Here is a 22,429-nt window from a genome sequence, read left to right on the forward strand (position 1 = left end):
GATATTTGGGTGTGGAAGGATACCGATGCAATCTAAATGAGGACAAGTAAAGACAAATAGAAACCAACAAGTCGCGTCTTATTTGTTCGTTATTGAAGACAAAAACAATAACCTCTGCTATAATGTTCTTTATAAAGAACGAATGGAACGCAAAAACGTTCTCACTAAAGGTTGCGGAGGAGATCGACAATGGCCATTCTCGTTACAGGCGGAGCAGGTTACATCGGAAGCCACACATGCGTGGAATTGCTGAATGCGGGCTTCGACATCGTGGTAGTGGACAATTTATCGAACAGCCATCCGGAGGCGCTGAAGCGGGTGTCCGAAATAACGAACAGCACCTTTCCCTCCTACTTCATCGATTTGATGGATAGGGAATCGCTGGATCAGGTGTTCCAAGAACACGAGATCGAAGCGGTTATCCATTTTGCGGGACTTAAGGCAGTGGGGGAGTCGGTGCAAAACCCGCTGAAGTATTACCATTACAATTTGATGAGCACCACGACGCTTTGCGAAGTGATGGAGAAAAACGGCGTCCGGCAAATGCTGTTCAGCTCCTCGGCGACGGTCTACGGCTTGCCGAAGCAGGTTCCGATCGACGAGAGCGCTCCGATCGGAGCGGTCAACCCGTACGGACGGACGAAGCAAATGATTGAGCAAATGCTTCAGGACCTGTCTGCGGCGAGTCCGGAGTGGAGCGTCGGCATCCTGCGTTATTTCAACCCGGTGGGAGCTCATGAGAGCGGTCGCATCGGGGAGGATCCGAACGGCATCCCGAACAACCTGGTGCCGTATATCGCGCAAGTAGCGGTCGGACGATTGACGGAGGTATCGGTTTACGGCGACGACTACGATACGGTGGACGGCACGGGGGTCCGGGACTATATTCATGTCGTCGATCTCGCTGACGGTCATTTGAGAGCGCTCGTGAAGCTTGCCCATGTCAGAGGGGTACATACGTATAATCTCGGCACGGGCAGAGGCTACAGCGTGCTCGAGATGATCTCGGCGTTCCAGCAGGCCTCCGGCCGCCCGGTTCCTTATCGAATCGCGGACCGCAGACCCGGCGATATTGCCGTATGCTATGCCGATACGAAGAAGGCCTTGGAGGAGCTGGACTGGAGAGCGGAGAGAGGGATCGACGAGATGTGCCGGGATACTTGGCGCTGGCAGTCCATGAATCCGAGAGGCTATAAGGTGCCCGAGCCTGTTGCACAGCGCCTATAGGACGGGGACTGATGCGAAGGAGCCGCTGCCCATGAGCAAGATTAGCGTGATCGTGCCGGTCCATAATGCCGGAAGCAAACTGCGTCGCTGCATCCGATCCATTCGGGCGCAGTCGTTCAGCGACTGGAGCTTGATCCTGATCGACGACGGATCCACGGACGGGAGTTACGAGCGTTGCAAGTCGTATCAGGCAAAAGACGGCCGTATACAAATGCATAGCCAGCAGCGAATGGGGAGCATGGCAGCGCGCAAGAAGGGGATCGAGCTCGCTGCATCCCCTTACGTTGCGTTTCTCGATTCGGATGATTGGATCGGCGAGCACGCGCTTCGACGGCTTTACGAAACGGCGGTTCGGTCGGGAGCGGATATCGTGGTCAGCGAAATGACGCGGGTCGCGGGCAGCTTCGGCCTCCTTCGCAAAGTGTCTCCCAGCCCTTATTGTCAAGCGGAAAGGGTGCTCGCCGAACCCGAGATACGAAGCGAGCTCGTGCCGGCTTTTCTTCATGGCCATCCATTCCCGGTTCAATTCCACGGGAAGCTTTACAAGCGCGAGCTGCTGCGGGAGGGCGGCTCCTATTCGTCGCGCGTCCGCTTCTTCGGCGACGATCTGTTCTTCAATCTGGAGATGTTCCTGAAAGCCGGATCGATTCACCTGCTTCCCGAGCGGCACTACTATTATCGAATCGGGGGGGCAACCAGCCGGTACATGCCGCATTTGTTCGAGGATATGGTGAACGGCTACCGGATCCAAAAAGAAGTGATCGAGGCGTATTATCGCCAGGAGGATCAGATCAGCCATCTCTTCGGCGCGAGGGTGATGCTGCTGAACACGCTAATGACCTGCGTGCACTATTTGTTTTTCAGCTCTCTTTCGAAGGAAGAACGGCATCGGACGATTAAGCGCTACTGCAACCAGCTCGAAGTTCTGGATTGCGCGAATGACGAAAAAGCAGCCGGCTCCTTCTGTCCGGATTTTATCCGATCCATTCTGCAAGCAGACTGCGAATCGTTATACCGACTAGGGAAAACGAACTATTTTAAGGCCGTTCCCAGAAGATTGATCATGAAGGCGGTCGCATCTCTATCCTTCTGACAGATTCGACAAATTGAGAGGGAATCTCCCAAAATTTAGGTACAAAAATCGACAGCATGTGCATGGGCGATAGGATAATATACATCTTGTGGTACATAAATGGAAAAGGGAGACGGTGAAGTGCGTTTAGTATCTGGGCACCTTAAACGCATGGAGTCAGTGGTGCAACCGGCCCCGACGAAATGGGGGATATCAAGGATGAATCGAGTCATATCGGACAACCAGCAGGAATTGGATGCGGAGTGGGTAGAACTGATGTTGTGCGCTCGCGCGAAAGGTCTCACGGTAGAAGAAGTGAGCAAGGTACTGCGTATCCTTCAAGAGGAAGGGCAAACCATTATACAGGAAAGCGCTGTATAAGACGTATACAGCGCTACTCGCGGTTATTATTCGATTTCCATTTGTTGAACTCGAGAAACTCTTTGAATTGTTCTTTGCTGACACCGGAAGCCATCGCTTCACGGACCAACTCCTCCCAATCCCGATCCAAGCCGGCAACGGCACGTTCGGATTGGTCGCTATTCACGAACTCCTCGACTGGTATATTCAGAACCTCGCCAATTTTTTCGAGAAATTGTATGGAAGGATTTTGCTGGAGTCCGCGTTCGATCGAGCTTAAATACGATTTGGCGACTCCAGCACGCTGGGACAGCTCGGTTAACGAAAAGCCTTTTCGTTTGCGAAGCATCTGTATACGTTGTCCGATCATGGCTGACTCCTCCGTAACTGCTGGATGCATGTTTTTTCATCTATTATAACGAATCTAAGTCTACAACGGAAGAAAAAAGCTGGGAATCGGCCCGGTCCTAGAATGAAGAGGCCTGCGAGCCGGTTTGCAGCTGGATGGATCTGCCGAAATACCCGCCTTGATCGGCGGCGAGCTGATCGAATGCGCCTTGCTCGAGGAGCCTGCCCTGACCGATGACGTATACCTGGTCGGCGCCGCGCAGAGTCGATAAGCGATGGGCAACGATAATGATGGTCATGGACCCTTTGAGCCGGTCGATGGCTTCTTGAATGTTGTATTCGTTCTCCGCGTCGAGGGCGCTAGTCGCCTCGTCAAGAACGAGAATGCTAGGCTTGCGGACGATCGCTCTCGCAAGCACGAGCCGCTGGCGCTCGCCCCCGGATAGCCGGATGCCCCGGTCTCCAATGACGGTATGCAGCCCTTGCGGCAATCCTCTGACTAACTCCGCGCAGGATGCAAACTCCAAAGCCCCCCATATCTCTTCTTCGGTTACGCCTGGCGCCATCAGCTCCATATTCTCTTTGATCGACGCATTGAACAGAAACGGATCCTGGGGAACGTAGCTGATCGTTCGCCGGTACGCGAGCAGATTGCGGTCGTTCAGAGGCTCGCCGTCTACGAGAATATGACCTTCGTCGGGACGCATCAATCCCATAATCAGATCGATGAGCGTGCTCTTGCCGGCGCCCGAGGCGCCCGCGATCGCGGTCGTCGAATGCGCTTTGATGCGCAGATTCATTCCTTTGAGCGTATAGTCGGAGCCAGATTTGTCGTACTTGAAGCTGACGTTCCTAACATTGATTTCATTCAAGACAGGCAGTCGGCCGCCGCCTGTATTCTCCATCGCTTCGGTTCGCTCTGAGGATGCGCGGCATTCCTCGCGAAGCTCCAGGACGGCTCTGCAGGCCGGAATCATCGAGGACAGCGTTTCCAGATTGGATTGGATAGAGGTGAATCGCGGCCACAGCCGCGCGAAGATGACGGTGATGGTAAGCAGCTGAATCCCTTGCGTCCGGAACATGGCGAAGCAGGCGAAGATGAAAGCGGCGATAAGCAGGGTGGACGACGCCTTGTAAACGAATTGCGAGTTCATCCGAAGCTTCACGTAAGCGACCTGCTCGCGAAGCATGCTGCTCGAGAGCTCCTGCAGCCATTCCAGCCTGGCAAGCTCCATCGTATTGCTTTTAATATCTTTCATCCCATTGATCTGATCCGTGATGCCGGCCAAATAATGTTGGGCGTGCTGCGAGGTTTGGCTGCCAAGCTGCTTGGCGCTGCGGATGAAACGGCGCGACACCAAGGCGAGCGCGGCTCCGCAAGCAAGGACGAACAATGTGAGAAGCGGCGACAGCCAGAAGGCGATGCCGATCTGAATGAGGGTGAAGATGACGGATGCGACCAGCTGCAGGAAGGTGTTGACGGCGCCAAGCACGCGCGCGAGCTCGATCGTCAGAACGTTGACGATATCCGAGCCCCGCTTGCGCAAGAAGAAGGGCCAGTTCGCTTGCAGCAGCTCCCGGTAGGCCTCCAGCCTGAGCTTCTTCGCGAATTGGCCCTGCAGCTCTACGTTCCGGATCATGACGCGGCGATGAATAAGGCTGTGGGCAATCGTTGCCAAGGCGTAGATGCCTAGTACAATACCGAGTCCCGCTAACGGTTCAAAGCCGTCAAGCATGCCCGCCGCCCAGGAGAAGTAGCCGCCTCCCATGTCCAGGCTGACCAGACCGATCAGGCCGAGCAGCGGGACGAGCAGCAGGACGCCGATGCTCTCCAAGAAGCTGCTGGTCACCATGCCCAGCATATTCCGATATAGGGCGGCACCCGCAAACTGATGCAGCTCCTTCAAAAATTGCATAATGGCTTTCATACGGCTCTCCTCCCGGGTCTATCGGCCCTAACACGCTTTGTTCGCGAACGTCTCCACGACAACAAAATCCTTCATCACGTCCGCGCCGCTCAAGTAGATGGGACCGCTTCGAAGCCAAGCGTGCGCGGCCAGCCGGCCATGCTCATCCTTGCCCGTCCCTAAATATAAAGTGCTTTCGATGCCCCGCCTTGCGAGCATTCTCATATTCGCGATGGCGCGAACGAAGCATTTGCTTTCCCAGATCGTGCGTCGGCTCATGATATCGACCGCGCTTGCGATCTGTTTGATTTGGCGCCGCTTCAGCAGGTCGTCGCATGTCTCGGTTGTCACTTCCATTCGAACGCCCAGCGTCGGCGCTACCTTTGCGAACGGCCGATAGAGCTGGATTCGCGCCAGCCCCAGGCAAATATACGCTTCGAGATAGAGGAGGAGAGTGCGCCTATCAAGCGCCAGCCATGCTCTCATTCTGCGAATGAACAAGGATTAACCCTTCCTTCATCAGATGATCGAGGAACGCGAAGACATGCTCCGCGCATTGCGCGCGCTCCACGTCGAATTCGGTGATTAGTCGTTCGATCAGGTCGCCAATCGCAATCGGCTCCGCGATCGCGTCCCAGATTTGTCCGCCGACTTGCCCCAAATTGTAATAGTTGCCGGTTTGAACGCTCAGCATCACTTTCTCGCCGCCCATGTCGCTGACGATGTTTTCTTTGCTGGACGTAATGACATCGAATTCATTTAATGATGGTTTCATTGGATCGACTCTCCTTCATCGGGTATGGATTGCAGAAGCAGGCTTGCCAGTTCTCGCACGCATGGCCGGCCTTGCGGTCTGGTCAGCCGATTCATAGGAAGGCGGTTCGCGAAACGCGCGAGCGTTCCGAAATGCCATTCCATTAAACCAAGGCGCTGAACAAGAGAACCGCGAAATGTATGTTGAAGCAGCACGTGGAATCGTTCCATCCCATCGATCGGGATCAGCGCTGCGTCGCGTTCGACTTTGACGAGCTCGAATACGCCGGCTAGCGGAAGCGGCTCATGGCAGAACCGTTCGGCGACGGGGACGGCGAATTTCGTTTCTCTTTCGAATAACGGCTTGTAGCCGGCGGAAGACATCCCGAGCAGATCGATCGTCTCCTGCCAAATTTTCTGTTGCGGATAGGAAGGAGTAACAATAGGCGTATTCTGTTCATTCAGCGTAACGGCGATAAGGTCGTCACTAAGCAGACGATAGCCTTGATCGAGCAAATAAGTGGATAAAGTAGACTTGCCGGCCCCCGATTGGCCGACGATGGCATAAGCCTTGCCGCCTATTTCGATCGCGCTGCCGTGCAGGGGGAGAATGCGCTTCTGCAGCAGAATGATGCCCATGCATGTCCCGAGCAGATAGAGCCGGACCTTATCGGGATTCGCTTCGGGGAACAACGAGACCGAAATCGAGCGGCCGCTCTCCATGCCGAAGATGCCGGTATCCGCGACTCTGACGTAGACGGCTTCGCCCCGCGTCGCGAGGTATTCGCTTGACGATTCTATGGACTGCCAGACAGCCGTAAGGTTTTGCTTGGAAATAACGAGATCCGGTGACTCTCCATCCCGTCCAGGCAGGCATTGCGGCAGCTCGGGAAGCGGGATTTCGCTATCGATCCGCAGGCCGAAGGAGCGGTATACGTAGTTGCTGTCAACCATTAACACGAAGATCACCTCTACTCGGAAAGAAGGTAGGCGCAGGAGGAGATGCCCTTATAGCAATGTACAAGGGCATCCTTCTCTGACGTATGCGAGGATGCCTGTTGGACTAGCTGTAGTTGACGACGTCGTGCTCGTTAGCGTCCGGATCCGGCTGAACGGCATCCGGTTTCGCGATACCAGGGCCCGCCATCGTACGGTTTACGTTAAGCACTTCCAGTTGAGGTTGCTGCCATGTTTTTTTCATGTAATCACCTCCTTTCAAGCGGCGAATGGGAGTCGGAGTCCGTCATGCGTGCTTACGGACGAAACGGCGGAAGATCAAGCCTCGCATAAGGATGCGGAAGTCGGTATCGAATACGCGTTTCGGGTCCGGCGAATGCTTGACGGCTTCCAGCGCCTTCGTGAGCTCCTGCATGTTGAGGAAGTCCTTCATCTCCGGATCCGCGACCAGCTGCTCGGCCTCGCCGATAAATGCCGGCCACATCGGCAAAATCCGGTGGAGCCCATCCGCTCCTTGAATGCCGCGGACCTTCTGATTCAGCCGGATGCTGTCCGGCAGATAACCGCTTGTCGATCGGCGGATCAAGGATCGGCCGTAGCCGTTCTGAACGAATTGGTCCTGCGGCACGGAGAGGCAGAACCGGATGACCCGCAGATCGTTGGTCGCGTCCCGCTCCCATAGCTTGTGCCGCAAGGATTGCTTGCAGCCGACCGTCCCCGTAATCGTCCAATAATAGAGCTTCTCGAACTGCTTTCTTCTGACTTCGTATACATCCTGCGAGGATTGCCCCCAGAAGTCGTAGCCATACTGCTCGAGCCGTTCGTACACGTTCGTCCGTTTCGCGAACTCGGGATTAATTAGATCGGGAACGATAGGATCCTCTTCTTGAGGCGCCCGGGAGAGTCTCTTGGCGAGGCCGGGGTAGGCTTTCTTCACGAGATAGCGATACAGCCTGGACCGGTTAGCCCCCAAATTATTGCTGTACATGTTGAATTCGCGATATAGCTTGAACCACCTGAACCGCCGCATGAGCCCGGCTTGATAATCCATGACGGGTCCCCAGGAGACCGTCCAATTGCCGCGGCTTCCCGTCAGCAGCACGCCCGCGTTCGTTTGGCTGGCTTGCTCATATATGCCCTTCATCCAGAAGGAATTTTCGTAAAATTTATAAGGTGTTTCCATCATATCGAGCCATTCGTCGACCTCGGACAAGGGATTCATGTCGGGAAAGTCGAAATACCGGTCACGAATATTCCCTACATAGCCGACCGTCTCTTGAATAAGAGAGCGTTCGTTGGCAACCCGGCTGCGCGGCGTCCAGTCCTGGAAATCCTCCAGGGGAACATAGCTGAACGTGTGCAGCGTCTTGTTCTGCTCCTTGAGCTCCCTGGCCGCGAAGCTGACGACCGATCCGGAATCGAGTCCGCCGCTAAGGTTGGCTCCGACCTCCCTGAAGGTGCGAAGCTTGGAGGAGATCGCTTCCCGGTATACGTCGCGGAATGCCTCCTCGTATTCTTCGTTCGACTTCAGCTTTAGGCTTTCACCCGGTCTGATCGTAATGTATCTGCGGAACGTCAATTGTCCGCCGCTAATCGTAAAGCAGTGAGCGGGCGGGATCTGGCGCACGTGCTTATACACGCTCGAGAACAGATCGACGGCTTCCGTCGTTATCGGGATCGCCAGAAATTCCGAGATCCAGCCCTCGTTCAGCTCGCGATCGATGCCGGGCAGGGAAAGCAAGGGACGAATGGCCGTGCAGAACGCAACCAGCCCGTTCCTCTCGGCAAAATAGAGGTTGCGCGTTCCCGAGAAGTCTCTCGCCCCGAACAGCGAGCGATCGCGTCCGTCCCAGATAATGAAAGCGAAGTCGCCAACCAGATGCTCGGCCATCTCCTGTCCCCATCTGCGATAAGCGAGCAAGAGAAGCCTGCTGTCCGTCATCCCCCCACGTTCCGCTGCGGGCACTTGAAGCTTGGCGAACAACTCGCTTCGATTATCGATAATCGCATCCGACGTGATGGCCAGCTGCAGGTCCCGGTCATAGCGGGGGAGCTTCTCGTCACGGGCTTCGGGCGTAATCCATTGACCGTGGCAGCCAAGGAACACGTCCCGTTCCTGCCAGCTGTCGATGGAATCGGCAGGGTAATGCGCAAGCTTCTCCATGAGAGCCGGGCCAAGCCCGGTAGGAAGCGGCTGAGATTGAAGATGATGAAGGCAGCAAATCGCGCTCATGGGACCTCCTGAAGTCAACTAACGTGACATGTGCACAGACATACAGTATAATAGACAAAACGTTCTTGATATAGAACAATTATGCGCAATCGCTTTGGAGCTCGCAGACGAAGCCCCTATGCGCTCAAAGTCGGTTTCATACCTGAATAGTGAATGATTTTCCGAGTTTTTGTTCTTTATTGAGAACTGCCTTTAGGTTATCATCTCGCTATTTCATTGTCAACAAAATATTGTCAGAAACGGGGGAGGTTTCATTTTTATAAAATTAAATATTTGGTCGTCTAGTCTCATGAGGTCAAGCGGCATTGACAGTGCTTAAGGAGGAGTGATAGAATCCGATTATGTTCTTAATTAAGAACGATATCATTCTAAAGTCTAGGTATCGAGGTGACCAAAGGATGCCATTATGCTGGTACTCCGTCAAAGGATTGTCGTTGACAAGCGAGGTGCCGATGCCCTCTGCGCTTCGGTCCGAACGCTGCGCCGGCAAGCCGGATGTTACGATTCGTATCGATCCGTTCCTGAAGAACGGCTTAGATGCGGGACGTTTTGTTTCGGATTGGAGCCCGTCCATCGCGACCGTCTGTATACCGGAGGTCGGGGTGCTTCGCATATTGAACGGGGAGCGCGTCGTCGTTTCGCCTTTTGCCGGTGCCGATGAAGAACGTCTTCAGCAATGCATCCTTTATTATGGAATGAATGCGCTGTTCGAGCAGCGCGGAGACTCGGAGTGGAACCGGAATAGGCTGTCTGTTATTAGTCAGGCGATGAACGGTCCGAGCGAACCTGCGAAGGAAGTGGTCATGGCCCATGGAAGCTAATCGCGATGTGATGATGGGCTGTGAACCATATCCGCTGTGCCTGGCGTCCAGCCTCCTTGTTCTTCGGAATAAGGAGGTTATCGAAAGCGCCTGCACCGATCCGATCCGCGGAATCGCTCTGCTGAATACTACGCTCGACAAATGTTATGAGCTGGGCTATCCCGGCAGCCGAATATGGGAGCTTGTGCAGGAGCCGGCGACCGTCGGATACGTCGTTGACCGGTTAATGGAGGAATACGACGTAGACCGCATGACGTGCGAGTCGCAAGTGTTCTCTTTTTTTGCTAAACTATCAGAAGAACAGCTTATTCGATTCGGTATATAGACGAGCAGAAGGAAGATGCGCATGCATGATATCGCCGCTATAATCGGAACGGCTTCCGCGGGAGCCGTTTTGTTTTATTTATTGTTCATATTCCCTGCGCAATGGCTCAAGGTGGAGAGAGTTCGGGAGCCGCTTGGACTTGGCATTCGAGTATTGCAGATCAGCGATTTGCATGTGGACATGCTGAGAATATCAAGCGGCAAGCTTCGAAGAGTTATTGAGAGAGAGAAGCCGGACTATATCTTTCTTACCGGCGACTATACGCATACGTTGGCGGATTTTCCGAAGCTCGGCCGTTATTTGAGCGCGATCGCTGGCGTAGGCGTTCCCGTATACGCGGTGCTCGGCAATCATGACCATCAACTGGCGAAGATTAGCCGGATGGTTGGTCTATTCGACCAATACGGAATAAGAGTGCTGCGCAACGAATCGCTGGAGCTCCCTCAGTTCCACTTGGTCGGCATCGACAACGACAGCACCGGCCATAGCCGCGCCGAAGCGTCGTTCCAACGGGTACGCGAGCAATCGGGCAAGCCGATTATCGTCATCACGCATGACCCGAACGTCGTGCTGAAGATTCGAAGGGACTATGATTACCTTATGTCCGGCCATTTGCACGGCAAGCAGTTCAACATCCCGTTTTTTTTCAAATTCAAACATAAGGGCGCGCTCCCCGCGCGGGGTATTTACAAGGGGCTTCACCGTCATGACCGCGGACCCTTCTATATTTCGAAAGGAATCGGCCAGGCCGGTATCAATGTCCGTTTTTTGGTACGGAGCGAAGTGACGTTGCATGAGCTATAAGATGATGTTCAAAAAGTCCACTTTTGATCACGAGGTATACCATGGAGTATATTCGACATCGAATCTTGAATTTAGCCGAAACTTCCGGTGCTCACGTAGCTCCACTACGCTCCGTTCCTCAGTTTCTAGCTTCATCCAAGCTTCTCGGTGCTGAAAACTGAACTTTTTGAACTTGATTTAAATAATAAAAGTATTGACTGCTCGCATGAGCGTTGATATTATTTTTCATACATAATCGACCGTTCGAGCGGAGATTTCCTATTTCGGGGAATCTCTTTTTTATTTGGAGCGGAGATTGGAAATCCTTAGTATTGAACATCTAGAAGGAGTGATGAATGAGTCATGGAAAATAATCTGATTACCGCATTCGAAACGAACGGCGTTTCGTTGCTGATCTCGGCCGTTCTGCTCGGCTTGCTCTACGTGCTTGCGAAGAAACGGGTAGGCTTCGGCACCCGCGTGCTGCTTGCTCTCGGCCTGGGCCTTGCCGCCGGCTTGATCTTCAATAACTTTGCCTTGGAGACGGAAGGCGTTGCGACGATCGGTTCCATCTACATTAATTTTATCCGAATGATCGTAATTCCGCTCGTGTTCGTGCTTGTCATCAACAGCATCATTTCCATAACGAATATGAACTATTTAAGAAAGCTTAGCTTCAAGACCATTGGCTGGTTTCTCGGCACGACGGGCGTAGCGGCCATTATCGGCCTCCTGGTCGCGGTTCTTGTCAATCCGGGAGCGGGTTTCCACGCCTCGCAGCCGGAAGGCTTCGAAGCAAGGGAAATTCCGAGCTTCTTCCAAGTCATTCTGGACCAAATGCCGTCCAATCCGATTAATGACGCGGCTCAAGGCAAGGTCGTGCCGATTCTGATCTTCGCGCTGTTCATCGCCATAGCGGTGGTGAAGGTCGGCAGCAAAAAGCCGGAGGCCGTGGCGCCGTTCAGGGCGTTCATCGCTTCCGCGACGGACATCATGCATCAGGTCGTGAAATACGTGCTTCGTTTTACGCCGTACGGGGTATACGCGCTGATCGCGGTTATGGCCGCCAAGTATGGCTGGGAGACGCTTGAACCGCTGGCGATGCTGATCGCCGTATCGTATATCGCGCTGCTGCTGCATTTCGTATTCGTGTTCGGCGGATTGGTGTCCTTCGTAGCCAAGGTGAATCCGATCAAGTTTTTCAAAAAAGCGTATCCGACGGTCGCCGTCGCGTTCACGACGCGAAGCTCCTTCGCCACGCTGCCAATCAATTTGGAGGTCATCACCAAACGACTGCGCGTGTCGCCCAAAATCGCAAGCTTCGTCGCGCCCCTTGGCGCGTCGATGAACTTTAACGGCTGCGGCGGCGTCTGGCCGGCTGTCGTATCCGTCTTCGTGGCGGAAGTGTACGGCATCACGCTTAGCATGACGGATTATGTGCTGATCGTGCTGGTGAGCGTCATTTCATCGATAGGAGTGGCCGGCGTGCCGGGACCTGCGTCGATCTCGACAACGGTTGTGCTTACGGCCATCGGATTGCCGCTGGAGGGGATCGCGCTGGTTGTCGCCGTCGAGTCCCTCATCGACATGGGCCGCACCGCGGTGAATGCGACGGGCACGACAGTTACGGCGCTTCTTGTTGCGAATTCGGAGGGAGAGTTCGACCGCGAATCGTTCAATCGCGGGGAAGAAGACGAAATGGAGCTTAATCCCGCGTAATAGCGTAAGAAAAGACAAACGCCCTTGGACGTTCGGCTATTGCCGAAACGAGCCAAGGGCGTTTCTGCTATTTAAGGTTCGTCCTGCACTTCCGGAACGGCGGCGTTCGCGTAGTCGTCTTCGCCCGGATAATCTCGGCCGATCCCGCGGTGAAGCGTGCGGTTCTCGTAGCCGAATCGTTCGGAGGATCTCTGGCTCATCCGCCACGGCGAGCTTTTTGCGAATGTTTCGCTTAGAAGCGAAGAGCCGTACGGTCCTTCGGGGAACTCTTCGAGTGCAAGGTCATTCCGCTGAGATTCAACAGTCGACACATCCTTGTAGTAACGATCGCGTTCTTCCGATTCGTACCGGTCCATGGCAAGCTCCTCCTGAAAGCATAGTCAGCTACGACCATAGGATTACCTAGATTAATCCGTAAAATTCACCGTTCCTACCACAAAATAAAGAAATTGCGTAAGCTCGGAGGCCTCTTCCTCCGTTAATTTAAACGTATGCGCGATGTAGCCTTCCTCCTCCAGGTCATCCGGTCCGATAATCGCGGTCTTGCCGGACTGCAAATCCGTAACAAGCTTTTTGCCGTAAAAGCGGTTGGTCGTCGTTATGGCAAGATCGAACCTCGCCAGGCTGGGGGAAATAAACGTCGTAAACCTTGTCGTCGTCTCTTCCGTCGAATCCGACATGAAGTCGTAATTTGGGAGCTGCATGATTTGTACCTCCGCTGTTCAATAAAGTAGTGGTATCATTATACAATAATATATTGAATCCTGCCTCGCGTTATGGTAGCATAAAAGCAATCGAATGAAGGTACGGACCGAGGAAGCACCTCTTCTGCTGCGGCAGAAGGGGTGCTTTTTTGCGTTTTTTCCGTCATTCGTGAGGACCAATCGAAAAAACGACGAGGAGAGTGTAGGCATGCAAATCGTATTTCTGAACACGTTCGAGAGGCAAACGGAGGAAGGCGCCAATGTAAGCGCGCAGCTGACTATCAGCGAGGAACAGGGAGTATGGGGCGTGGATTGGCTGGAAGAGAAAGAAGGAAGCGAGACGGAGCGCTGGTTCGAAGGCGTGTCCTGGGAGGAGATGATGACGGCCTTCCGTTATGGGATAGCCAGAATGATGGGGCAAGGCTTCGCGCCGATCGTGGACGGGATGCTCGAGAGCGAGCGAGGACCGGGCAGCTACTTAACGATGCTTCAGTGCTATGGAGAAATGCATGCGAATGATGAATTGTTCCAGCTGCTGAAGGACTGGCGCCGCAAGACTGCCGCCTCCGAGAAGAAATCCGCCTATTTGGTAGCGACCAACCGCATGCTATGGATGATCAGCGCGTTCGTTCCGCAGAGCGGGGAAGAGTTGTCGCAAATTCCGGGCTGGGGCAAAGCGAAGCAAGAAGCTTACGGCGAAGCGGTGCTTCATATTACGGCCGGAGCGGAACGCGCGACCGGCTTCCCGCTGGATTGGGTGCCTGGGGCTCTGGACGCGGAACAATATACGGCCTGGCTCTACAAGCAGAAGGAGAACAAATATAAAGGCATGATGGACCGTCAGCAGGAGAAAAAACAAATTTTGCACATTTTGCAGCAAGCAGGGGGATTAGACCAGCTTCAGAAAGAGCTGAAGCTGTCCCGGCGAGAGCTGCTTCTTCGGATCGAGCAGCTGGAGCAGGAAGGCTACGATATCGACCCGCTGCTGGATAGAGAGCTTAGTCTAGTAGAAGAAGGAGAACGAGAGCTGATTTGGCAGGCGCTGTCGACATTTGGCGACCGTTATCTGAAGCCGGTTCTCGCGCAAGTATACGGAGAGGATCCGCAGGCGCATGCTGAACGTCCCGTTGAGCAATTATACGAGAGGCTTCGGCTGATGCGCATGAGTTATCGGAGAAAAAAGCACGAAAAAGCGGTTTAATCTATTGAATGGATACATTTAACACGTAGGCCGAAAGTCATATATAAAGTTTTGGTAGTATACTTGTCCTATGATTTCAAGTATAATAGTTGCAAACAGACAAATTGCGAATTTTGTCGAAAAAGGAGCGCATCCTCTTTATGAAGGCAGAATATATAAATCCGTTTCTTGAATCAGCAAAAATCGTAATCGAGCAAGTCGTGCAAATCAGACCTGCTACTGGACAACTAGGGATCAAGGACATTAAGTTTGTTGAAAACTATATTTGGATTCAAATCGGGATCAACGGACAGATGAATGGGGATATTGTATTCGGACTTAGTGAACAGGTTGCGCTCAAGATGGTTTCCGCGATGATGGGCGGATACGCGATTTCCGAAATCGACGAAATTGGCCGAAGCGCCATTTCCGAGCTCGGCAACATGATCAGCGGCAATGCCAGCACGATACTGTTCAATCAAGGAGTACGTGTCGACATCACGCCGCCAAAACTTATTCAATCCGCGCAATCGGCCGGCTTCAACGCCTCCCAAGCGCTGACGATTCCTCTTATCATGGAAGGAATCGGTGAGCTGGATATTCAAGTGCTGATAGCGTCCTAATGCGAAAGAAGCTCCTGCGGGGGGCTTTTTTTGCTTATTGGGCAAGGGATGAAGTACACTTGAGAGTGGGTGATGTTGGATGTTAAAAGGCAAGATTGTATTGATATCGGGAGCTTCCAGCGGAATCGGCGCGATCACGGCAGCGATCCTAGCGGAACGGGGAGCGATACCGATCTTGACCGGGCGGAACGTCGAGCGGTTGAAGCAGCAAGCGGCTTCGATAAAAGGCGAATGCGCCTATTACGTGATGAACGTCACGGACATGGAGCAGGTCCGGCAAACGGTCGACGCGGTCATCGAACGCTACGGGAGAATCGATATCCTGCTTAACAATGCGGGATACGGACAGTTCGAGACGATATCGAACATGCCGGTGGAGAGCTTCGAAGCGATGATGGATACGAATTATATGGGGATCGTCCGATGCGTGAAGGCCGTTCTTCCGCATATGGAGAAGCGCGGAGAAGGCCACATCGTCAATGTGGCTTCCATGGCGGGGAAGATCGGCTCGGCCAAATCGACCAGTTATACGGCGACGAAGCACGCCGTGTTAGGCTTCACGAATTCGCTGCGCATGGAGCTGAAGCCGCTTGGCATTCACGTATCGTCGATTAACCCCGGTCCGATCGATACGGAATTTTTCGCCATTGCGGATCCGTCCGGCTCTTACGTGAAGAACGTCAGCTGGTTTATGATGAAGCCGCATTACGTGGCGAGAGCGATCGTCCGCGTCATGGAACGCAAGACGCACGAGCTCGATCTGCCCCGCGCGGCATCGGTCGGCATTAAGCTGTACGGATTATTCCCAAGGGTGGCCGACCGCATGTTCGGCGGATTGTTTAATAGAAAATAGGCATGAGATAAGCGAGGGAATGGAATGAGCAACAAAACATGGAGCGAGCTCGGAATCGACGCGAAATTAATCGAGACGCTGAATCAGAACGGCATCAACCAGCCGACGGGCGTACAAGCGGAGACGATCCCGGCACTTCTGGCGGGGCATGACGTAAGCGCTCGTTCGCAGACGGGAACAGGTAAGACGCTTGCTTTTCTGCTGCCGGTCCTGCAGAAGATTGACACCCAATCGGGAGCGATCCAGGCCGTCATCTTATCGCCGACGCAAGAGCTGGCCATGCAGATCGTGCGGGTCGCGCAGGTCTATGCCGAGCCGCTCGGCATACGCGTCCAGCAGCTGATCGGCGGCGCTGCCTTGAAGCGGCAGGTAGAGAAGCTGAAGCTGCGTCCGCAGCTGGTAATCGGAACGCCGGGCCGGCTTCACGAGCTGCTGAAGCTTCGCAAGCTGAAGCTGAGCGATGTGCGTCATGTCGTCATCGACGAAGCGGATCAAGTGTTCCAGCTCGGATCTACGAAGGAAGTCGAGGCGGTCCTCTTCGGCATGGGCAAGGATCGCCAGATGGCTTTTTTCTCCGCGACGCATCCGGAGCAGATGGCCAGGTTCGAAGGCCGCTGGATGAGATCGGCCACGCGCGTACAGCTGACCCCGGAGCATCGCGTGTCTCAAACGGTGGAGAACTATTATATTATTAGCGACAAACGGGATAAGACGGACACGGCCAGAAGACTCATTCGTCTGTTGAATCCGAAATCCGCCCTTCTGTTCTTGAACGATACGAACGAGATTGCCAACTGGGAATCCAAGCTGGCCTATGAAGGCTTTACGGTGGAAATGCTGTATGGCGACGCCGATAAACAGCGCAGGGCGGCAACGCTCGAGCGTTTCCGCGACGGTCGCTGCCAGCTTCTGCTCGCGACGGATGTCGCGGCGCGCGGACTCGATATCGAGGGTCTGCCGCTAGTGCTGCAGTTGGATCCGGCCGTCGACGCGGATCATTATGTTCACAGAGCTGGCCGCACGGGCCGGATGGGCCGCAGCGGGACGGTCATTACGATCGTGACGCCGCAGGAGCTGTTTATTATGGAGAAATTCCGCAAGCAGCTCGGCATCGATCTTAGCGAACGCGCGATGTATCGCGGCGAGCTGTTGTCCGAGGAGGAGCTCCGCGAGGCGACAAAACCGAAGCTGGAACGGCTGGCGAAGGAACGCGCGAAACATGATGGGCGAACGGCATCCGCTCCCGGCGAGCCGATATTGCGAGACTCCCGGACAAGCGACAGGAAGCCGCAGTCTTCTCCTGCGAAGGCGGTCAAGAGCGACGCGTCTTTTGCCCGCTCGACCGGCGGTACGGTTAAGCGGGAAGCTGCCGTCGTTTCCGGCAAGACGAAGCCGGGCGCGGGTCCCCGTTCAGGCAAGGCGGACAAGCCGCTGACGGCAGCTAAATCGAAAGCCGCCAAGAAGCGCGACGCCAAAGACAAAGGCGCTCCGAAATGGCTGAAAGAGAAACGCCAGTCGACGAAATCCGATTAAAAAAATATTTTTTTCGAGCCACCCCCTTTAAACGAGCCCGAGCCCACGAATGTTATGGTCGAAGGTAACAAACGGAATATATTTCCGTAAATCGTACTAAAGGAGAGTGGCTTTTTTGATGAACAAGTGGAGAAAAACGGCAATATCGGCTATGGCTCTTATTATGCTGACTACGGGAGCGACTGCTGCGTTCGCGGACGGAAAAGGCAACGGCCGGGGGGACGATTATAAAAAAGGAAACGGCTGGCACGACGACGACCGCGACCGTGACCGCGACGATGATGATGACGATAAAGATGACGATGACGAAATAACGGTTCGCTGGAACTTCGAGGACGAGGAGCAGCTGGAGTGGGCGCTTGAGTATGTTATGCGTCTGGCTGCCAAAGGCGTCTTCACAGGTTATGAAGATGGTACATTCAAGCCGAAGCAAAAAATTTCCCGCATTGAAACATTGACTGCGGCCGTTCGTCTGATGGGACTTCGCGAGCAAGCGGAATCGGCTGCCGAAATGAGCACGGAGCTGCAATTCAAGGATGCGGACAAGCTGGAGAAAAAATATCCTTGGGCTGTCGGCTACGTAGCCGTAGCGCTGGAGAACGACCTGTTCGCCGAGACGGAATCGGAAATCAAGCCGGAGGAGAACGCGACAAGACTGTGGTCGACGATCCTTCTTATTAAAGCGCTTAAGCTGGAAGACGAAGCTAAAAAGCTGAACAATGAGAAGCTGGACTTCAAGGACGCGAATCAAATTCCGGCCGGCTCCGTTGGTTATGTGAAGCTCGCACTTGATAAAGGCATCATTACCGGTTACGTTGACAAGCACGGTAACAAAACGTTCCGTCCGAACCAACCGGTAACTCGCGCCGAGCTTGCCGCCCTGCTTGACCGCACGGACGGCGAAATGCCGGACCACGACGCTCAAGCGATTACAGGCACGCTGAAAGCCGCTCCGGCTAACGGCCAACTGACGGTCGTTAAAGCGGATAACACGGAGCTTGCGCTGGCGATCGATCCGACCGTCTTTATTTTCAGAGACGGCAAGAAGGCTGCGGTAAGCGACCTGCAAGCCGGCGATAAGCTGTTCGTACGCACGTACCAGAACAAAATCGTATTCATCGAAGTAACGGAGAAGGCGCCGGTCAGCACGGCGTTCACCGAAACGGGCAAAGTGAATACGCTGACGTTCAACGCTCAAGCGAAGCTGGCGACGATTTCCATCACCAAAGAAGTCAATTCGCAGACAACCGTCCTTATCTATAACGTAGATCCTAACGTAACGATCGTCGGCGACGTCACGAAGCTGACGGCTAACCAAGCGGTCGAAGTGAAAGGCGAAAACAACATCGTTAAAACGATCACGATTAAATAAATGTTTGAACGGTTGAAAGAGGCACCCCGCCAGCGGAAACGCAGCGGGGTGCTTCTTTTTTGAAATTGGCGGCGGGATTCGGTATGCTTGGAGGAGTAAGGTACATATTGGCAGCAGAAGGGGAAGGCGTATGGAAACGATATTGCGCGTCAGTCAATTAACGGGCGGGTATACCCCGCGAAGACCCGTGCTGCACGGCATCGATTTCGAGCTAAGGGCCGGCGAGATGGTCGGATTGATCGGATTGAACGGAGCCGGCAAAAGCACGACGATTAAGCATATTCTCGGATTAATGCATCCTCATGAGGGCGACGTGAAGGTGGCGGGCGTGAGCTTGCAGGAATCGCCGCAGCAATACCGATCCGCGTTCGCATATGTGCCGGAGACGCCGGTCCTATTCGACGAATTGACGGTGGAGGAGCATCTTCGGCTCAGCGCAATGGCGTATCAGGTGCCGGAAGAGCAATATGAACAGTCCGCGGCCAGTTTGCTCGAGCAATATCAAATGGTGCCGAAACGGAAGGCGTTCGCTTCCCATCTCTCCAAAGGGATGAAGCAGAAGGTGATGATCATGAGCGCTTTGCTCGCCGCGCCGCCGCTCTATATTATCGACGAGCCATTCCTCGGCTTGGACCCGCTCGGCATTCGGTCGCTGCTGGATCAGCTTGTCGAGGTGAAGAGGCGGGGCGCGGCGATCTTGATGAGCTCGCATATATTGTCCACGGTGGAAACCTACTGCGACCGGTTTATCGTGATGCATCAAGGCAGGATTGCGGCGCAAGGCGATTTGGACGCGATTCGGTCGGCGGCCGGCATGGAGCAGAGGAGCGGGTCGCTTGAGGACGCGTTCTACCGGCTCGTCACTGGAGGGGACCGATGAGGGGTGAGGTAAGCCGCCTAGCGGAGCTGCGGCAAGAGCGGGCCCGAGCGTTCCGGAAGGAGGTGCTGCCGTATCTTCGTTACATGGGGCAAAGCGGTTTTCCGTCCTTTTTGTCGTTACTGTTCATTGCCTCCGCAATCGGTTACGTGCAGCTGATCCGGCATTTGCCGGCGGATTTCCCTATCGTGCCGGTAGGGGTGATCGCGCTGACTCCGCTGCTCGCCTGGAGCCCGCTGCGAACCTACTTATTCCCGGCCGACATCGTTTTTATTATGCCGAGAGAAGCCGAGATGGGCGAATATTTGAGCAAGTCTTTAAGAGGCTCCTTTTTTAAGACGGGATGGCTTGCGGCCGCTGTTTTTATGCTGTACATGCCCATCTACCTGCAAGGCGACGCGAATATTCCGGCCTGGCTGCTCGCGATCGGTCTGCTGCTCGTGAAGGGCGGCAATATGGCGGGAGCCTGTCAGGAACGCCGCATGGCCTGGAGCGGCATAAGGCGAATTTCCCGCTTGCTGCGGTGGACGCTGACGGCGCTTGCCGTCGCCGCGTGGCTAACGGCCCTTTGGTGGCAGGCTGCCGCATTTATGGTGTTGTGCGGGCTTCTCGCATGGCTTTGCTGCTCGCTTCCGAAGAAGCAGCGGCTGAACTGGGAAAGACTGATTCATGAAGAGACGATGACGAGAAAAAGATATTACGCGTTTTTTGGCATGTTTATCGACGTTCCCGTTCTGGCGCCGAGCGTGTCCCGCCGACCTTATCTGGATTGGATCATTCCCCGGATCCGTTACGCCCACAGCCAAACCTTTGTTTTCTTATACGGGGCTTCGCTGATTCGCTCCGAGCTGGGCGGCATATTGGTGCGCATATTGCTGCTGGGGGGACTCGTCTGTTATATGGCTGCGGATTCGCAAAATTTGGCCGGCTGGGCGGCGGTATTCGCCTATGTACTGACGGGGCTGGTCTACGGCCTTCAGCTCAGCGGGCTTCGCGCGGTGCACTGCCATTCCGTATGGAAGCATGTCTATCCGCTTCCGGAAGAGAAGCAGATCGAACAGCTGCTGCGGGTCGATCGCGCTGCGCTGATCGCGGGCTTGCTGCTGCTCTGGCTGCCGGCCGCGCTGCCGCTTCTGATCGGCGGATTATTCGCTCCGCCGCTTGCGGCGCTCGCCGCCGCTTTCTTATACGCGGCCACGCGGCCGGCCCGTCTCCGCCGGAAGCTTCGCGTAGAAGCGGATGAGGACTGAAGCTTGGCGAGGTGGAATTAACACGAAAAAGTCGTGTTACAGAGCCTGCGAGGCAGTTGGGGAGAGCAATAACACGAAAAAGTCGTGTTAAGCCCTGGCGTGCAGCTACCGCAGCGTTAACACTGCAAATACAAACAAACCGCCCCGGGACCAGTCCCGGGGCGGTTCTCCTTCTATTAACGTCCCGCAACCTCGGTTACGGCTTTGTGAATCGTATCGAACAGCTCTTCAAGGTTCTCCTCTTCGATGCAAGAGAAGGCGACGCGAAGATCCGTTTCGCCAAGGGCGATCGTGCCGATGCCATATTGGTTAAGCAGATGCTGGCGAACGGCTTCGGCGGATACGGTCGACAGCTTCAAGCACATGAAGTAGCCGGAGTTGAACGGGTAATAGGCAAGGTCGTTGCCGTAGCGCCCGCTGTCGAGCAGCGATTTGACACGGTTCGCGCGGCCCTTCATGATCTCGAATTTCTCGGCCTTCTGCGCGTCGAACTCCGGCGATTGCAGCGCGTGAAGGACGAAGGTCTGCGAAGGGTGAGGACCGCTGGAAATCGTCGAACGGATGATGCCGAGTGTCTTCTGCTCTAGAGCCGCAAGCGTCGCTTGCGATTCGGACGCGTACGTAATGAAGCCGACCCGGAAGCCCCACACATATTCCTCTTTGGTCGCGCCGTCTACCTTAACGGCAAGAACGCGCGGGTGAAGGGAGGCCAGTCTCGAGAACAGCGACTCTTGCAGCGAATTTTCGAAGAACAAGCCGAAGTAAGCGTCATCGGTTACGGCGACGATATTCACCCCGGCCTCCGCCGCGTCGCGAATGGCGGCCACGATCTCTTCTCCCTCGTGCGCGTCAGGCGTATAGCCCGTCGGATTGTTCGGGAAGTTCAGGACGACGATCGCTTTGCCCTTGTCCTTCTGCGCGAGCAGCGCTTCGCGCAGACCTGCGCTGTTGAAACGGATTTTCTCATTATATAACGGGTATTCCACGATGACTGCGCCGCGGCGGACGCCGAAGGTCAGCTCGTAGTTCTCCCAATTTTTGTCCGGGATGATGACGGCGTCGCCGCTGTCCGCGAATAGATCGGCCACGATGCTGAGGCCGTGCGTCAGGGCGTTCGTCACAATTGGATTTCCGAATCCGATTCCTTCAAGAGAAGGGTTATCCTTCACCATCTTGGCGCGCCAAGCGCTCCTCAATTCCGGCTTGCCGCCCGGCGGCGCATATTCGTACAAGTCCTTCGGCTGATAAGCGCTCAGCGTATCTTGAATGAGCTTCAGATGCATCGGCTGGCCGCCCTCTAGCGCGATGCCGATCGTAGCGTTATATTTGTTCGCTTTCGTCTTCGCTTCAGCGGATTGACTAAGAATGCCTTCTTTGGGGAAATAAATCGCTTTGCCTAAGTTAGACAACATGGCGTAGACGTTCGGGCTCTCCTTCTGCAACGTCTCGTTTAACTGCTGTGCCAGTGGGTTCATGGACTTCATTCCATCCTTCCGAAATCAGTTCTTTAGTTCTTTTAATGTTCGTGATAT

Annotated in this window: 24 protein-coding genes and 1 riboswitch; of the genes, 14 read left to right on the forward strand and 10 right to left on the reverse strand. The window is 54.6% G+C overall.

What is annotated here, in order from left to right:
- The first annotated feature begins 189 nt into the window (after positions 1 to 189).
- From galE to NQZ67_RS01380, 3 genes are all read left to right on the forward strand, one after another.
- Complete coding sequence (galE, locus tag NQZ67_RS01370) at positions 190 to 1,227, forward strand: UDP-glucose 4-epimerase GalE (RefSeq protein WP_257442053.1); 1,038 nt, start codon at positions 190 to 192, stop codon at positions 1,225 to 1,227.
- A gap of 31 nt (positions 1,228 to 1,258) precedes the next feature.
- Positions 1,259 to 2,320 (forward strand): glycosyltransferase family 2 protein, encoded by a 1,062-nt coding sequence (locus NQZ67_RS01375; RefSeq protein WP_257442054.1) that lies wholly within the window; start codon positions 1,259 to 1,261, stop codon positions 2,318 to 2,320.
- Positions 2,321 to 2,419: 99 nt separating this feature from the next.
- Positions 2,420 to 2,503: riboswitch (cyclic di-GMP riboswitch) on the forward strand.
- Between the two features lie 15 nt (positions 2,504 to 2,518).
- Complete coding sequence (locus NQZ67_RS01380) at positions 2,519 to 2,680, forward strand: hypothetical protein (protein WP_257442055.1); 162 nt, start codon at positions 2,519 to 2,521, stop codon at positions 2,678 to 2,680.
- Between the two features lie 13 nt (positions 2,681 to 2,693).
- Here NQZ67_RS01380 and NQZ67_RS01385 read toward each other — a convergent pair whose 3' ends face one another.
- The 7 genes from NQZ67_RS01385 to NQZ67_RS01415 all read right to left on the reverse strand — a co-directional run bounded on the left by NQZ67_RS01385 (position 2,694) and on the right by NQZ67_RS01415 (position 8,857).
- Positions 2,694 to 3,029 carry a helix-turn-helix domain-containing protein gene (locus NQZ67_RS01385; RefSeq protein WP_257442056.1) on the reverse strand — a complete coding sequence of 112 codons (336 nt, stop codon included), beginning with the start codon at positions 3,027 to 3,029 and terminating at the stop codon, positions 2,694 to 2,696.
- A gap of 97 nt (positions 3,030 to 3,126) precedes the next feature.
- The gene (locus NQZ67_RS01390) at positions 3,127 to 4,935 is read right to left on the reverse strand and encodes an ABC transporter ATP-binding protein (protein WP_257442057.1); all 1,809 of its coding nucleotides are present in this window, start codon (positions 4,933 to 4,935) and stop codon (positions 3,127 to 3,129) included.
- A gap of 27 nt (positions 4,936 to 4,962) precedes the next feature.
- On the reverse strand, positions 4,963 to 5,400 hold the full coding sequence (locus NQZ67_RS01395) for a lasso peptide biosynthesis B2 protein (RefSeq protein ID WP_257442402.1): 438 nt from the start codon (positions 5,398 to 5,400) through the stop codon (positions 4,963 to 4,965).
- Positions 5,378 to 5,689 (reverse strand): lasso peptide biosynthesis PqqD family chaperone, encoded by a 312-nt coding sequence (locus tag NQZ67_RS01400; protein WP_257442058.1) that lies wholly within the window; start codon positions 5,687 to 5,689, stop codon positions 5,378 to 5,380. Before NQZ67_RS01400 ends, NQZ67_RS01395 begins: the two co-directional genes overlap by 23 nt.
- Positions 5,686 to 6,621: a phosphoenolpyruvate carboxykinase (ATP) gene (locus NQZ67_RS01405; protein WP_257442059.1), complete on the reverse strand. Its 936-nt coding sequence runs from the start codon at positions 6,619 to 6,621 to the stop codon at positions 5,686 to 5,688. The genes NQZ67_RS01400 and NQZ67_RS01405 overlap by 4 nt, the downstream gene beginning before the upstream one ends.
- A 109-nt stretch (positions 6,622 to 6,730) precedes the next feature.
- A complete protein-coding gene (locus tag NQZ67_RS01410; RefSeq protein ID WP_257442060.1) occupies positions 6,731 to 6,868 on the reverse strand; it encodes a paeninodin family lasso peptide in 138 nt (45 codons plus the stop codon).
- A gap of 42 nt (positions 6,869 to 6,910) precedes the next feature.
- Complete coding sequence (locus tag NQZ67_RS01415; protein WP_257442061.1) at positions 6,911 to 8,857, reverse strand: asparagine synthase-related protein; 1,947 nt, start codon at positions 8,855 to 8,857, stop codon at positions 6,911 to 6,913.
- Positions 8,858 to 9,255: 398 nt separating this feature from the next.
- Between NQZ67_RS01415 and NQZ67_RS01420 the strand changes: the two genes are divergently transcribed.
- From NQZ67_RS01420 to NQZ67_RS01435, 4 genes are all read left to right on the forward strand, one after another.
- Entirely contained in the window at positions 9,256 to 9,678 is a 423-nt protein-coding gene (locus NQZ67_RS01420) for a hypothetical protein (RefSeq protein ID WP_257442062.1), read from the forward strand.
- Positions 9,668 to 10,003 (forward strand): PqqD family peptide modification chaperone, encoded by a 336-nt coding sequence (locus NQZ67_RS01425; RefSeq protein WP_257442063.1) that lies wholly within the window; start codon positions 9,668 to 9,670, stop codon positions 10,001 to 10,003. The genes NQZ67_RS01420 and NQZ67_RS01425 overlap by 11 nt, the downstream gene beginning before the upstream one ends.
- A 15-nt stretch (positions 10,004 to 10,018) precedes the next feature.
- A complete protein-coding gene (locus tag NQZ67_RS01430; RefSeq protein WP_257442064.1) occupies positions 10,019 to 10,807 on the forward strand; it encodes a metallophosphoesterase in 789 nt (262 codons plus the stop codon).
- A 342-nt stretch (positions 10,808 to 11,149) separates the two neighbouring features.
- Positions 11,150 to 12,505 carry a dicarboxylate/amino acid:cation symporter gene (locus tag NQZ67_RS01435; protein ID WP_257442065.1) on the forward strand — a complete coding sequence of 452 codons (1,356 nt, stop codon included), beginning with the start codon at positions 11,150 to 11,152 and terminating at the stop codon, positions 12,503 to 12,505.
- A gap of 71 nt (positions 12,506 to 12,576) precedes the next feature.
- Here NQZ67_RS01435 and NQZ67_RS01440 read toward each other — a convergent pair whose 3' ends face one another.
- Both NQZ67_RS01440 and NQZ67_RS01445 read right to left on the reverse strand, forming a co-directional pair.
- Positions 12,577 to 12,861 (reverse strand): hypothetical protein, encoded by a 285-nt coding sequence (locus NQZ67_RS01440; RefSeq protein WP_257442066.1) that lies wholly within the window; start codon positions 12,859 to 12,861, stop codon positions 12,577 to 12,579.
- A 51-nt stretch (positions 12,862 to 12,912) separates the two neighbouring features.
- A complete protein-coding gene (locus NQZ67_RS01445; protein ID WP_257442068.1) occupies positions 12,913 to 13,209 on the reverse strand; it encodes a DUF3055 domain-containing protein in 297 nt (98 codons plus the stop codon).
- Between the two features lie 208 nt (positions 13,210 to 13,417).
- Here NQZ67_RS01445 and NQZ67_RS01450 point away from each other — a divergent pair, with 208 nt between their 5' ends.
- From NQZ67_RS01450 to NQZ67_RS01480, 7 genes are all read left to right on the forward strand, one after another.
- On the forward strand, positions 13,418 to 14,410 hold the full coding sequence (locus NQZ67_RS01450; RefSeq protein ID WP_257442069.1) for an HRDC domain-containing protein: 993 nt from the start codon (positions 13,418 to 13,420) through the stop codon (positions 14,408 to 14,410).
- A gap of 140 nt (positions 14,411 to 14,550) precedes the next feature.
- Positions 14,551 to 15,012, forward strand: a complete 462-nt coding sequence (locus tag NQZ67_RS01455; protein ID WP_257442070.1) for a chemotaxis protein CheX — start codon at positions 14,551 to 14,553, stop codon at positions 15,010 to 15,012.
- Between the two features lie 79 nt (positions 15,013 to 15,091).
- Positions 15,092 to 15,865, forward strand: coding sequence for an SDR family NAD(P)-dependent oxidoreductase (locus NQZ67_RS01460; RefSeq protein ID WP_257442071.1), 774 nt, complete (start codon positions 15,092 to 15,094; stop codon positions 15,863 to 15,865).
- Between the two features lie 24 nt (positions 15,866 to 15,889).
- Positions 15,890 to 17,398, forward strand: a complete 1,509-nt coding sequence (locus tag NQZ67_RS01465) for a DEAD/DEAH box helicase (RefSeq protein ID WP_257442072.1) — start codon at positions 15,890 to 15,892, stop codon at positions 17,396 to 17,398.
- A gap of 118 nt (positions 17,399 to 17,516) precedes the next feature.
- Complete coding sequence (locus NQZ67_RS01470; RefSeq protein WP_257442073.1) at positions 17,517 to 18,770, forward strand: S-layer homology domain-containing protein; 1,254 nt, start codon at positions 17,517 to 17,519, stop codon at positions 18,768 to 18,770.
- Positions 18,771 to 18,900: 130 nt separating this feature from the next.
- On the forward strand, positions 18,901 to 19,650 hold the full coding sequence (locus NQZ67_RS01475) for an ABC transporter ATP-binding protein (RefSeq protein ID WP_257442074.1): 750 nt from the start codon (positions 18,901 to 18,903) through the stop codon (positions 19,648 to 19,650).
- Positions 19,647 to 20,897, forward strand: a complete 1,251-nt coding sequence (locus tag NQZ67_RS01480) for an ABC transporter permease (RefSeq protein WP_257442075.1) — start codon at positions 19,647 to 19,649, stop codon at positions 20,895 to 20,897. Before NQZ67_RS01475 ends, NQZ67_RS01480 begins: the two co-directional genes overlap by 4 nt.
- A gap of 176 nt (positions 20,898 to 21,073) precedes the next feature.
- Here the strand turns inward: NQZ67_RS01480 and NQZ67_RS01485 are convergent, their stop codons facing one another.
- A complete protein-coding gene (locus tag NQZ67_RS01485; RefSeq protein WP_257442076.1) occupies positions 21,074 to 22,372 on the reverse strand; it encodes an aminotransferase class I/II-fold pyridoxal phosphate-dependent enzyme in 1,299 nt (432 codons plus the stop codon).
- Positions 22,373 to 22,429 lie beyond the last annotated feature (57 nt).

The organism is Paenibacillus soyae, from assembly GCF_024623455.1.
In the GTDB taxonomy this organism is placed as follows: Bacteria; Bacillota; Bacilli; order Paenibacillales; family Paenibacillaceae; genus Pristimantibacillus; species Pristimantibacillus soyae.